Source organism: Micromonospora trifolii, from assembly GCF_022229005.1.
Taxonomy (GTDB): domain Bacteria; phylum Actinomycetota; class Actinomycetes; order Mycobacteriales; family Micromonosporaceae; genus Micromonospora; species Micromonospora trifolii.
Map to the genome: position 1 here is coordinate 132,914 of NZ_JAKKFD010000020.1, position 12,279 is coordinate 145,192.

Annotated in this window: 11 protein-coding genes; 8 read left to right on the top strand and 3 right to left on the bottom strand. The window is 72.7% G+C overall.

Annotated features, from left to right (window positions below):
- The first annotated feature begins 155 nt into the window (after positions 1-155).
- The 4 genes from NIE79_RS13600 (at position 156) to NIE79_RS13615 (ending at position 3,364) form a co-directional block, all read left to right on the top strand.
- Positions 156-1,097, top strand: coding sequence for a DMT family transporter (locus NIE79_RS13600; RefSeq protein WP_238678894.1), 942 nt, complete (start codon positions 156-158; stop codon positions 1,095-1,097).
- A gap of 26 nt (positions 1,098-1,123) precedes the next feature.
- A complete protein-coding gene (locus NIE79_RS13605) occupies positions 1,124-1,579 on the top strand; it encodes a GNAT family N-acetyltransferase (RefSeq protein ID WP_238678895.1) in 456 nt (151 codons plus the stop codon).
- Positions 1,580-1,697: 118 nt separating this feature from the next.
- Positions 1,698-2,783, top strand: coding sequence for a lytic polysaccharide monooxygenase auxiliary activity family 9 protein (locus tag NIE79_RS13610; RefSeq protein WP_372471516.1), 1,086 nt, complete (start codon positions 1,698-1,700; stop codon positions 2,781-2,783).
- 92 nt (positions 2,784-2,875) lie between these two features.
- Positions 2,876-3,364 carry a GNAT family N-acetyltransferase gene (locus tag NIE79_RS13615; protein WP_238678896.1) on the top strand — a complete coding sequence of 163 codons (489 nt, stop codon included), beginning with the start codon at positions 2,876-2,878 and terminating at the stop codon, positions 3,362-3,364.
- A 138-nt stretch (positions 3,365-3,502) separates the two neighbouring features.
- On the opposite strand, the gene hemQ is transcribed toward NIE79_RS13615, so the two are convergent.
- Genes hemQ through hemE form a run of 3 tightly spaced genes read right to left on the bottom strand, consistent with a single transcriptional unit; the run spans position 3,503 to position 6,714 of the window.
- Positions 3,503-4,204: a hydrogen peroxide-dependent heme synthase gene (gene hemQ, locus NIE79_RS13620; protein ID WP_196921722.1), complete on the bottom strand. Its 702-nt coding sequence runs from the start codon at positions 4,202-4,204 to the stop codon at positions 3,503-3,505.
- Positions 4,201-5,610 carry a protoporphyrinogen oxidase gene (gene hemG, locus NIE79_RS13625; protein WP_238678897.1) on the bottom strand — a complete coding sequence of 470 codons (1,410 nt, stop codon included), beginning with the start codon at positions 5,608-5,610 and terminating at the stop codon, positions 4,201-4,203. Before hemG ends, hemQ begins: the two co-directional genes overlap by 4 nt.
- 6 nt (positions 5,611-5,616) lie before the next feature.
- Positions 5,617-6,714 carry a uroporphyrinogen decarboxylase gene (gene hemE, locus NIE79_RS13630; RefSeq protein ID WP_238678898.1) on the bottom strand — a complete coding sequence of 366 codons (1,098 nt, stop codon included), beginning with the start codon at positions 6,712-6,714 and terminating at the stop codon, positions 5,617-5,619.
- Positions 6,715-6,851: 137 nt separating this feature from the next.
- On the opposite strand from hemE, the gene NIE79_RS13635 reads away from it, so the two are divergent.
- The 4 genes from NIE79_RS13635 (at position 6,852) to NIE79_RS13650 (ending at position 12,263) form a co-directional block, all read left to right on the top strand.
- Positions 6,852-7,424 (top strand): DUF3000 domain-containing protein, encoded by a 573-nt coding sequence (locus NIE79_RS13635; RefSeq protein WP_091400652.1) that lies wholly within the window; start codon positions 6,852-6,854, stop codon positions 7,422-7,424.
- 95 nt (positions 7,425-7,519) lie between these two features.
- On the top strand, positions 7,520-8,848 hold the full coding sequence (locus NIE79_RS13640; RefSeq protein WP_238678899.1) for a ribonuclease D: 1,329 nt from the start codon (positions 7,520-7,522) through the stop codon (positions 8,846-8,848).
- A gap of 161 nt (positions 8,849-9,009) precedes the next feature.
- Positions 9,010-10,206, top strand: a complete 1,197-nt coding sequence (locus NIE79_RS13645) for a thiolase family protein (RefSeq protein ID WP_238678900.1) — start codon at positions 9,010-9,012, stop codon at positions 10,204-10,206.
- Positions 10,203-12,263: a 3-hydroxyacyl-CoA dehydrogenase NAD-binding domain-containing protein gene (locus NIE79_RS13650; protein WP_238678901.1), complete on the top strand. Its 2,061-nt coding sequence runs from the start codon at positions 10,203-10,205 to the stop codon at positions 12,261-12,263. Before NIE79_RS13645 ends, NIE79_RS13650 begins: the two co-directional genes overlap by 4 nt.
- Positions 12,264-12,279 lie beyond the last annotated feature (16 nt).

Below are 12,279 nucleotides of genomic sequence, written 5' to 3' on the forward strand. Positions count from 1 at the left end.
CCATGCGGCCATTCCTGGGCGTCCTGCCCCCGCCGCGCTCCTGAGCGGAGCGCCGCGCCTCTCGCCGACCGGGTGACCTGACCCCGCTCGGCCCCCTGTCGTACGCGCTCCGTCGACGTCGTCCCCGTCAACGGCTCACCCTTCGGAGCGCTCCCGTGTCCACGACCCGAACCGCGCTGCCGGCCGCCTCGGCCGCCAGCCACGCCGCCCGCAGCGGCCTGATCCAGATCACCGTCACCGGCTTGCTGTGGGGCACCACCGGCGTGGCGGTGCAACTCCTGCGCGAGGGCACCGGGCTCAGCCCGGTGAGCATCGGCTTCCACCGCCTCGCCATCGCCGCGCTCGTGCTGCTGGCCTGCACCGTCGGCCGGCTCCGCACGCTCGTGGCCGCAGTGCGCGCCGCGCCGGTACCGCTGCTGCTCACCGGCATCGGCCTCGGCCTCTACCAGGCGCTCTACTTCGCCGCCGTGGCCTGGGCCGGGGTCAGCGTGGCCACCATCGTCAGCCTGGGCCTGGCCCCGGTGCTCGCCGCGGCCTGGGAGTCGGCGCAGGCCCGCCGCCTCCCCGGCCCGCTGCGACTCGGCACGCTGGTCGCGGCGGTGGCCGGCCTCGTCCTGATCACCGCCGCCACCGAACACCCCGGCGCGGCGGCGCCCGCCCCGCTGCTCGGCCTGCTCGCAGCGGCCGGCTCCGGTCTCGGGTACGCGGTGACCACCCTGATCAGCCGCCAGGTGTCGCAGCGCACCGCGCCGATGACGCTGACCACCATCTCCACCACTGTCGGCGCGCTGACCCTGGCACCGTTCGCCCTGGTCGCCGGGGTCAGCGTTCCGGTACGCCTCGACACCGTGGCGCTGCTGCTGCACCTCGGCGTGGTCACCACGGCGGTCGCGTACGCGTTGTTCTACGCCGGGTTGCGCACCACCCCGGGCAGCGTCGCGGCCGTGCTGACGCTGCTCGAACCGCTCACCGCCGCGGCACTGGCGGTGGCACTGCTGCACGAACCGCTCCCCCTGCCGGTGATCGTCGGCGGCGGCCTGCTGCTCACCGCCGTGGCCGCCACCTACCTCGCACCCGACCGGGCGGAAACCCGGTGAACACCCGCCCGACCTACCATCGGTGGATGCCCCAGCAGACCACCGAACTCCGGACGGCCTCCTTCGCCGACCTGAACGCCCGCACCTTCCACGACCTGCTCAAGCTGCGCATCGACGTGTTCGTGGTGGAGCAGAACTGCCCGTACCCGGAGCTGGACGGGCGCGACGTCGAGCCGGGCACCCGGCACGTCTGGCTGACCGACGGCGGCGCGCCCCTGGCGTACCTGCGGATCCTGGCCGACCCGGACGGCGTCGCCCGGATCGGTCGGGTGGTGGTGGCCCCGGCGGCGCGCGGCGGCGGACACGCCGGCCGGCTGATGACGGCGGCGCTGGAGGTGGTGGGCAACCGGCCCTGCGTGCTGGACGCCCAGTCGCACCTGGTCGCGTTCTACACCCGGCACGGCTTCACTGTCAGCGGCCCCGAGTACGTCGAGGACGGCATCCCGCACACCCCGATGCGACGCGACGCCATTGACGGCTGACGATCGAACTGGCATGGTGCCGGGTAGAGCCATCGCGGGAGCCAGCGATCAGGCACGGGAGTGGGCGACTCCCGGCGATCCGGGTGTCGACGTCCGACCTCATCCCCCCGGGGGCTCCATGTCCACACTCACCCGATCACGACGCGTGCTCTGGTTGTTCGCCATCGTGGCGACCACCACGCTCCTGGTGACGACCGCGCTGACCACCATGCTGCCCAAGCCCGCTTCGGCGCATGGTTCGGTAGTCGACCCGGCGTCGCGTAACTACGGCTGCTGGCAACGCTGGGGCAGCGACTTCCAGAACCCTCGAATGGCCACCGAGGACCCGATGTGCTGGCAGGCCTGGCAGGCCGACCCGGCCGCCATGTGGAACTGGAACGGCCTGTACCGCGAGGGTGTGGGCGGCAACCACCAGGCCGCCGTCCCCGACGGCCAACTCTGCAGCGGCGGGCGCACCCAGAGCCCCCGCTACAACGCGCTGGACACCATCGGCGCCTGGAAGACCACGGCGGTGTCGAACAACTTCCGGCTCCGCTTCGTCGACCAGGCCCGGCACGGCGCCGACTACATCCGGGTGTACGTGACCAAGCAGGGCTTCAACGCGGCCACCCAACCACTCGGCTGGGGCAACCTGGAGTTGGCGGGCCAGATCGGCAACACCCCCGCCTCCCAGTGGAGCCCGGACCCCAGTGGTGTCTCGATCCAGATCCCGGTGAGCGCGCCGGGCCGCACCGGACGGCACATCGTCTACACCGTCTGGCAGGCCAGCCACCTGGACCAGTCGTACTACCTGTGCAGCGACGTCGACTTCGGCGGCGGATCGACCACCCCGCCGCCCACCACGCCCCCGCCGACGACCCCGCCGCCCACCACACCGCCGCCGACCACACCGCCGCCGGCTGGGGCCTGCACGGCGACGTACCAGGTCACCGGTCAGTGGTCCGGTGGCTTCCAGGCCGACGTGAAGGTGACCGCCGGCGGTTCACCGACCCGGGGCTGGTCGGTGAGCTGGAACTACGGCAACGGCCAGCAGGTCACCTCGTCCTGGAACGCGATGGTAAGCACCAACGGCACACTTGTCACCGCACGTAACACCAACAACAACGGCACCCTTGCCGCCGGAGCGAGCACCACATTCGGTTTCCTCGGCTCGTGGAACGGCAGCAACCCGGTTCCGCTGGTCTCCTGTACGACGACCAGCTGATCCCCGGCCGGCGCCGCACCCGGGCGGGGGTGCGGCGCCGGCCGGCGGGAAATACGGTGGTGCCCTGCCGTCCGGCCGGGCACCACCGCCGCATGATCGAGATCAGGGTGCTGAGCTCCGACGACTGGCCCGCCTGGCGCGAACTGCGGCTGGCCGCCCTCACCGAGGCGCCCGGGGCGTTCGGCTCCCGGCTCGCCGACTGGCAGGGCGACGGCGATCGCGAGCAGCGCTGGCGCGACCGGCTGAGCATCCCCGGCTCGCACAACCTGGTGGCCACCCTGGACGGGCGTCCGGTCGCCATGTCGAGCGGCGTACCCACTGCGGACCCGCTGACGATGGACCTGATCTCGATGTGGGTGCACCCCGACGCCCGCGGCCGGGGTGTCGGCGACCGCCTGCTGGACGAGGTGGCGCGCTGGGCCCGGGAGCGCGGCGCCGACCGGCTCCGGCTCACCGTGATGCCGGACAACACGCGGGCGAAGGCCCTCTACCACCGCGTCGGCTTCACCCTGACCGACGAGTTGGGAGATCTCCTCCCCGACGGCGTCAGCCGCGAACAGGTCATGCTCCGCCCCCTCTAACCCCGCCCCACCCCGCCCCGCCCACTCCCCCGCGATCTTGCACTTTCGGTCGTCCGATCGCGGCTTATGCCCCTTTTGCCGGGACAGAAACTGCAAGATCGCGGGAGGCGGGGGCGGGGGGCGGGGCGGGGTGCGGTGTTAGACCAGGCAGTTGACGATCTCGGCTACCGAGCGGCGGCGGCCGGTGTAGAACGGGACCTCTTCGCGGACGTGCCGGCGGGCGCCGGAGGCGCGCAGGTCCCGCATCAGGTCGACGATCCGGTGCAGTTCGTCGGCCTCGAAGGCGAGCATCCACTCGTAGTCGCCGAGCGCGAACGAGGCGACAGTGTTGGCCCGCACGTCCGGGTAGCCGCGGGCCATCTTGCCGTGCTCGGCCAGCATCTCGCGCCGCTCGGCGTCGGGCAGCAGGTACCACTCGTAGGAGCGGACGAACGGGTACACGCAGATGTAGGGGCGAGCCTCCTCGCCGGCAAGGAACGCCGGGATGTGGCTCTTGTTGAACTCCGCCGGCCGGTGCAGCGCCATCTGCGACCACACCGGGGTCAACGCCCGGCCCAGCGTGGTGCGGCGGAACCGCAGGTACGCGTCCTGGAGAGCATCGGGGGACGCGGAGTGCCACCAGATCATCACGTCCGCGTCGGCGCGCAGCCCGGAGACGTCGTACACCCCGCGGACCACCACGTCCTTGCCGGCCAGCTCGTCGAAGAGCGACACCACCTCGCCGGTTACGTTGTCCCGCAGCGAGGGCAGCGGGGAGCTGGCCCGGAACACCGACCACATGGTGTAGCGGATGCTGTCGTTCAGCTCCCGCAACCGGGCCGCGTTGGTCTGCTCGGTCATCTCGCCGATCCTCCCAGTGCTGTGATGATCTCTTCGGCCGCCGTCTCGCCGGAGCGGACGCAGACCGGGATGCCGACGCCGTCGTAGCCGGCGCCGGCGAGGACCAGTGTGGGGTGCGCGGCCCGCAGCGCCGTCCGCGCGGCGGCGAGCCGGTCGGCGTGCCCCGGCGCGTACTGCGGCAGCGCACCGCCCCACCGCTGCACGTGCCCGTCGACCGGGGCGGGCAGCGGGGTGCCGAGCACCGCCGACAGTTCCCGGTGCACGGTGGCCGCCAGGTCCGCGTCGGGGCGCTGAAGGTGCGCCTCCTCGCCGTACCGGCCCACCGAGGCGCGCACCACTGCCAACCCGTCCGGCCGGCGCAGGTGCCCCCACTTGGTCGTGAAGAATGTCGCCGCCTTGATCAGCAGGCCCTCGGTGCTCGGCACCAGGAAGCCCGACAGCTCGGGCAGTCGCGGCTGCGGCAACGCCATGGTGACCAGCGCGACGCTCGCGTAGTCCAGCGCGCCGACGCCCGCCGCCACCGACGGCGCGGGGCCGGCGAGCAGCCGCGCCGCCGGTCGCGCCGGCACCGCCAGCACCACGGCGTCCACGTCGACCAACTCCGGGTCGCGGGTCGGGCCGACGGTGAGCCGCCAACCGGTTTCGGTAGCTGTCAGCTCGCGCACTGCGGCGTCCCGCCGTACCGTCGCGCCGCTGGCCGTCACCGCCGCCTCGACCAGGGTGCTGAGCCCACCGGCGAGGGTGCCGAAGACCGGGGCGCCGGGCGCCCGCGGCGCGGCGGCCTGTGCGGCCCGGACCGCGCCGACCAGTGTGTGCTCCACCCGGGCCGTCCGGGCCAGCGCCGGCATCGTCGTGACCAGGGAGAGATCGTCGGCGCGGCCCGCGTACACGCCGCCCAGCATCGGGTCGACCAGTCGCTCGACCACCTCGTTGCCGAAGCGGGACCGGACCAGCGCACCCACCGAGACGTCCGCGTCCGGCCCGACCAACGGCCGACCGCCGTCGATGTCGGCGTCCGCGGCCGGGCGGGCGACAGTGGCCACCCGCTCCAGATCCCCGGGTACGCCCACCAGGGTGCCGCCCGGGATGGGGCGCAGCCCCCCGTCGATGACCAGCGCGGCCTGCCCCACAGTGGGGTGCACGATCTTCTCGCCCAGCCCGAGCCGGCGGGCCAACGCCACCGCCGCGCTCTCGGCGCCGGCCGGGTCGCGCATCAGGAACGACTCCGCGCCGAACTCGACCGGCTGACCAGCCAGCTCCCCGGTGCGCAGCTTTCCGCCCAGCGCGCCGGACTGCTCGTACACAGTGATCTCGGTGCCGGCAGGTGCGCTGTCGCGCAGACGGACCGCGGCGGCCAGCCCGGCGATCCCGCCGCCGACCACCGCCACCCGCCAGGGCTGCCGCATTCCCGGTCAGCCCTGGTCGGCCCGGCGGCTGGACAGCTCGTGCACCAGCGCGACCACCCGGGTCAGCACCTCCGGGTCGGTCTCCGGCATCACCCCGTGGCCCAGGTTGAACACGTGCCCGGGGGCCGCCCGGCCCTGCTCCAGGATGCGGCGCACCTCGGCCTCCACGACCGGCCACGGCGCGAGCAGCACACACGGGTCCAGGTTTCCCTGCACCGCCTTGTCGGCGCCGATCCGGCCGGTGGCCACGTCCAGCGGCGTACGCCAGTCGACGCCGACCACGTCGGCCCCGGCCTCACCCATCGCGCCGAGCAGCTCGGCGGTGCCCACCCCGAAGTGGATCCGGGGCACCCCGGCGTCAGCCAGCCCGCTCAGCACGGCGGTCGAGTGCGGCAACACGAAACGGCGGTAGTCGGCCTCGGAGAGCGCGCCGGCCCACGAGTCGAACAGTTGCACGGCGGAGACGCCGGCCTCGATCTGGACCCGCAGGAAGGCCAGCGTCACCTCGGCCAGCCGGGCGCACAGCGCGTGCCACAGCTCGGGGTCGCCGTACATCAGGGCCTTGGTCTTCGCGTGGGTGCGCGACGGACCGCCCTCGACCAGGTAGCTGGCCAACGTGAACGGCGCACCGGCGAAGCCGATCAGCGGGGTGTCGCCCAGCTCGACCACCAACTGCCGGACGGCCTCGTCCACGTACGAGACGTCGTCGCGGGTGATCCGGCGGATCCGCTCCACGTCGGCGGCGGTGCGGATCGGCTCGGCGACCACCGGGCCGGTGCCCGGCACGATGTCCAGGTCGATCCCGGCCGCGGCGACGGGCACCACGATGTCGCTGAACAGGATCGCCGCGTCCACGCCGTGGCGGCGCACCGGCTGGAGGGTGATCTCGGTGACCAGCTCCGGGCGCCGGCAGGACTCCAGCATCGGCACGCTCGCCCGGATCTCCCGGTACTCCGGCAGGGAGCGGCCGGCCTGGCGCATGAACCAGACCGGGGTGTGCGGGACGGGCCGACGTCGGCAGGCCCGGATGAAGGGCGAGTCGGCCGGTCCGCCGGGGCGGGAATCTCCGTCTCGGGCGACAGTGCCCGTGGTGTCCGTGGTCATCGCCGCAATCGTGCCACGCCCGCAGCCGGAAACCGGGTGGGGGTGAGAGGAAGGGCACCGTTCCTTACGCCCGGTGCCCTTCATGAGCGTCGGCGCGCCGTCGAAGCGGGCAATGGACGGCGGCATAGGCTGCCGACATGGCCCCCCCGATCGCGCTCCCGGAGACGTTCGCCCGAGCGGTCGCCGGGCTGCGGTCGGCCGCCCCCCGGCCGGAGATCACCCTGGAGGAGGTCGGCGCTCCCCAGCGGCTGGCCCCGTACGCGTTCGCGCTCGCCGCCACAGTGCTGCGCGACGACGACGAGGTGGCGACCGGCCGGCTGATCCTGCTGCACAACCCGGTCGGGCACGAGGCGTGGCAGGGCACTCTGCGGTTGGTCACCTACGTGACGGCCGAGTTGGAGGTCGATCTGGCCGCCGACCCGCTGCTGCCCGGGGTCGGCTGGACGTGGCTGACCGACGCGTTGGACGCCCAGGACGCCGGCCACCGGGCCATCGGCGGAACGGTGACGCAGACCATGTCGACCCGGTTCGGCGATCTCGCCGGGCCACCGACAATCGGTGACATCGAGATCCGCGCGTCCTGGACCCCGATCGACGACGACCTGACCCCACACCTGCTCGGCTGGTGCGCGTTGCTCGCCTCCACCGCCGGTCTCCCCCCACCCGGCGTCACCGCCCTCTCCGACCGCCGCCCGGCCGGCGCAGCCTGACGTTCGGCCCTCGGGAGGACACTTTGCGGACACCTGATCGACACACGCCGGACCGGCTGCACCCGCCGGATCTCCGCGCGCACTAGGGTTGTCAGGTGACCGACGAACCACCCCTGCGCCGTCGGCCCACCGAAGAACTTCCGGGAAACGCACTCCAGCACCCGCCGTCGGCCCAGCCGCAGCCGGCGGGCGCGGGGGCCGACCCGGCCGACGGTGGGCCCGTTCCGCTGATCGCCCCGCGTGACGGCACCCCCGATCCGGTGGCCGCCCCGGCCGAGCTTGCCGAGGTCGTGGCCCGCTTCGCGGCGGGCACCGGCCCGGTCGCCCTGGACGCCGAGCGGGCTTCCGGCTACCGCTACAGCCAACGCGCGTACCTGGTGCAACTGCGCCGGGCCGGTGCGGGCACGGCCCTGATCGACCCGCTGCCCCTGCCCGACCTCAGCGCACTGGACGCGGTGATCGGCGAGGCCGAGTGGGTCCTCCACGCGGCCAGCCAGGATCTGCCCTGCCTGGCCGAGGTGGGGTTGCGCCCGCGCCGACTGTTCGACACCGAGCTGGCGGCTCGGCTGGCCGGCTTCGAACGCGTCGGGCTGGCCGCGCTCACCGAGCAGCTGCTCGGGTTCACCCTGGAGAAGCACCACTCGGCGGCCGACTGGTCGAGCCGACCGCTGCCCGAGTCGTGGTTGACGTACGCCGCCCTCGACGTCGAGCTGCTCACCGACCTGCGCGACGCGCTGGACGCCGAGTTGACCCGGCAGGGCAAGTCGGCCTGGGCCGCGGAGGAGTTCGCGGCGCTGGTCCGCACCGGGGCACGCCCGCCCCGGGTCCGGGCGGAGCCGTGGCGGCGCACCTCGGGCATCCACCGGCTGCGGGGGGCGCGGGCCCAGGCCCGGGTCCGCTCGATGTGGTACGCCCGGGACCAGATCGCCTCCCGGCGGGACGCCGCTCCCGGTCGGGTGTTGCCCGACTCGGCGATCATCGCCGCGGCCGAGCTGGACCCGAAGGACGAGAAGACCCTGCTGACCCTGCCCGGCTTCGGTGGTCGGTCGGTCCGCCGGCTGGCCCGCACCTGGCTCGCCGCGCTCGACGACGCCCGGCAACTGCCGGAGGATTCCCTGCCGGTCTCGCCGGCCGTGGAGGGTCCGCCCCCGCCGCACCGGTGGGCCGAACGGGACCCGGTGGCGGCCGGTCGGCTGGCCCGCTGCCGGGAGGTCGTGATCCGCATCGCCGGCGAGCACAACCTTCCGCCGGAAAACCTGATCACTCCGGATTCGGTCCGTCGGCTGGCCTGGACCCCGCCGGAGGAGATCACCGAGGAGTCGGTGGCGGAGACCCTGCGCGGCCTCAACGCCCGCGAGTGGCAGATCGGCCTCCTCACCCCCGACCTGACCGAAGCCCTGGCCCCGGCGGCCTCGCCCGCCTGACCCGACCCCCGGGTGTGGGGTGGGCCACAGCCGGGGGTGGGGACGGGGTTGGTTACTGGCGAGTAGCATCCGAGGGAAACGTGCCCGTGTCGGCGACCCTTGTTCCGGTCCGGCGTGCCGCCCGGCGCGAAGGCCGCATCACGGTCGAATAGGAGGCTCAAGTGCCCCGTGAAGTTCGCGACGTCGTCTTCGTCGACGGCGTCCGTACCCCGTTCGGCAAGGCGGGTGGCATGTACGCCAACACCCGCGCCGACGACCTGGTGATCCGCTGCATCCGGGAACTGATGCGTCGCAACCCGCAGCTGCCCCCGGAGCGGGTCGAGGAGGTCGCCATCGCGGCCACCACCCAGATCGGCGACCAGGGCCTCACCATCGGCCGCACCGCCGCCCTGCTGGCGGGGCTGCCCAAGACCGTTCCCGGCTTCGCCATCGACCGGATGTGCGCGGGTGCGATGACCGCCGTCACCACGGTGGCCAGCGGCATCGCCATGGGCGCGTACGACATCGCCATCGCCGGTGGCGTCGAGCACATGGGCCGCCACCCGATGGGTGAGGGCGTCGACCCCAACCCGCGCATCATCGCGGAGAAGCTGGTCGACCCGTCCGCGCTGGTGATGGGCTCCACCGCGGAGAACCTGCACGACCTGGTCCCGCACATCACCAAGGCACGCACCGACGCGTTCGCGCTCGCCTCGCAGCAGAAGACCGCCAAGGCGTACGCCAACGGCAAGCTTCAGGACGACCTGGTGCCGATGTCGATCCGCGACGCGGAGGGCGGCTGGGGTCTGGCCACTGTGGACGAGGCCCCACGGGACACCACGCTTGCGAAGCTGGGCACCCTGAAGACCCCGTTCCGCCCGCACGGCAAGGTCACCGCGGGCAACGCGGCCGGTCTGAACGACGGCGCCACAGCGAGTCTGCTGGCCGACGAGGCCACCGCCCGTGAGTTGGGCCTGCCGGTCGCCATGCGGCTGGTGTCGTTCGGCTTCGTCGGAGTGGAGCCGGAGGTGATGGGCGTCGGCCCGATCCCGTCGACGGAGAAGGCGCTGCGCCTCGCCGGGCTCAGCATCGACGACATCGGCCTGTTCGAGCTGAACGAGGCGTTCGCCGTGCAGGTGCTCGCCTTCCTCGACCACTTCGGCATCGCCGACGACGACGCACGGGTCAACCAGTGGGGCGGCGCGATCGCCATCGGCCATCCGCTGGCCTCCTCCGGCGTGCGGCTGATGACGCAGCTGGCCCGCCAGTTCGCCGAGCACCCCGAGGTCCGCTACGGCCTCACCGCCATGTGCATCGGCATCGGCATGGGCGGCACTGTCATCTGGGAGAACCCGCACTGGGAGGGTGGCAACAAGTGAAGGCACCGAACGAGGTCGTCACCCGGGCGCTGCTGCGGCAGGTGAACGTGCCGGGGCTGGACCGGCCCGCCGCCCTGATCACGCTGGACAACGGCTTCGACCACACCAAGCCGAACACCTTTGGCCCGGGTGGACTGGCCAGCCTGGACGAGGCGATCACGGCCGCGCTCGCCGCCGACCCGGCGTTCATCGCGGTCACCGGCAAGCCGTACATCTTCTGTGTGGGCGCGGACATCGTGGGCCTCCCGCAGCTCGCTGACCGCGCGCAGGCGCTGGAGATCGGCCGGCTCGGCCACCGGGTGTTCGCCCGACTGAAGGACAGCACCGTCCCCACCTTCGCGTTCGTCAACGGCGCGGCGATGGGCGGTGGCCTGGAGCTGGCCCTGCACTGCCACTACCGGACGCTCTCCGGCGGCGCGGCGGCCCTCGCGCTGCCCGAGGTCTCCCTCGGGCTGGTGCCCGGCTGGGGTGGCACCCAGCTGCTGCCGAACCTGATCGGCATCCCCGCCGCGACCCAGGTGATCATCCAGAACCCGCTGATGCAGAACAAGATGCTCAAGCCGAAGCAGGCAGCCGAGCTGGGCATCGCGGACATCCTGTTGGAGCCGGCGGACTTCCTGGAGCGGTCCCTGGAGTGGGCTGCCGGCGTGGTCCGGGGTCAGGTCACAGTGACCCGGCCCGAGGTCGACAAGGACATGTGGGCGGGCGTGCTCTACTTCGCCCGGGAGACGCTGAACCAGCGGCTGCACGGCGCGGTCCCGGCCGCGAACAAGGCGCTCGACCTGCTGGAGACGGCGAAGGACGGCGACTTCGCCGCCGGCACCGCCGCCGAGGACGAGGCCCTCGCGGACCTGGTCTTCTCCGAGGAGCTGCGCAGCGGCCTGTACGCGTTCGACCTGGTGCAGCGGCGGGCCAAGCGCCCGGCCGGCGCGCCGGACAAGGGTCTGGCCCGCACCATCACCAAGGTCGGCATCGTCGGCGCGGGTCTGATGGCCAGCCAGCTGGCGCTGCTGTTCGCTCGCCGCCTCCAGGTGCCGGTGGTGATGACCGACCTCGACCAGTCCCGGGTGGACAAGGGTGTCGGCTACGTGCACACCCAGATCGAAAAGGCCGTCATCAAGGGCCGGATGGACAAGGGCACCGCCGCCAAGCTGTACGGCCTGGTCAGCGGCACTGTCGACAAGAGCGCCTTCGCCGACGCGGACTTCGTCATCGAGGCGGTCTTCGAGGACCTGGGCGTCAAGAAGCAGGTCTGGGCCGAGTTGGAGAAGATCGTCTCTCCGGAGGCGGTGCTCGCCACAAACACCAGCTCGCTGTCGATCACCGAGATGGCCGCCGAGTTGGAGCACCCGGAGCGGGTGGTCGGCTTCCACTTCTTCAACCCGGTGGCGGTGCTGCCGCTGCTGGAGATCGTCCGGGGCGAGCGCACCGACGACGTCACCCTGGCGACCGCGTTCGCGGTCGGCAAGCAGCTCAAGAAGTCGAGCGTGCTGGTCAAGGACGCTCCGGCGTTCGTGGTGAACCGGCTGCTCACCCGCTTTTTGGGCACCGTCTTCGCGGCCGTCGACGCCGGCACCCCGCTGGACGTGGCGAACAGCGCACTGGACCCGCTGGGCCTGCCGATGCGCCCGCTCGCCCTGCTCCAGTTGGTCGGGCCAGCCGTCGCCTACCACGTGGGCGGCACCCTGCACACTGCCTACCCGGACCGGTTCGGGGTCAGCGAGAACCTCAAGCGGATCGCCGACTCGGGCCAGCCGATCGTGGTCGACGACCAGGTGAACGAAGAGGTCGCCAAGCTGCTGGTGGTGGGTGACCAGCCGTTGACCGCCGAGCAGGTACGCCAGAACGCCCTCGACGCGCTCGCGCAGGAGATCCGGCTGATGCTGGACGAGGGTGTGGTCGCCGAGGCGCAGGACATCGACCTGTGCATGATCCTGGGCGCCGGCTGGCCGTTCCACCTGGGCGGCGTCACGCCGTACCTGGACCGGACCGGCACCTCCGAGCGGGTCACCGGCCAGCGGTTCCTGCCGCCCGGTGCGGCGAGCCTGCCGGTCTGAGGAGATAGCAGCACCA

Bases quoted from the DNA above. Each gene is read 5' to 3' on its own strand.
- hemE (WP_238678898.1), bottom strand. From the start codon at position 6,714: ATGACCACGGACACCACGGGCACTGTCGCCCGAGACGGAGATTCCCGC.
- NIE79_RS13610 (WP_372471516.1), top strand. From the start codon at position 1,698: ATGTCCACACTCACCCGATCACGACGCGTGCTCTGGTTGTTCGCCATC.
- NIE79_RS13635 (WP_091400652.1), top strand. From the start codon at position 6,852: ATGGCCCCCCCGATCGCGCTCCCGGAGACGTTCGCCCGAGCGGTCGCC.
- NIE79_RS13615 (WP_238678896.1), top strand. From the start codon at position 2,876: ATGATCGAGATCAGGGTGCTGAGCTCCGACGACTGGCCCGCCTGGCGC.
- NIE79_RS13605 (WP_238678895.1), top strand. From the start codon at position 1,124: ATGCCCCAGCAGACCACCGAACTCCGGACGGCCTCCTTCGCCGACCTG.
- hemG (WP_238678897.1), bottom strand. From the start codon at position 5,610: ATGCGGCAGCCCTGGCGGGTGGCGGTGGTCGGCGGCGGGATCGCCGGG.
- hemQ (WP_196921722.1), bottom strand. From the start codon at position 4,204: ATGACCGAGCAGACCAACGCGGCCCGGTTGCGGGAGCTGAACGACAGC.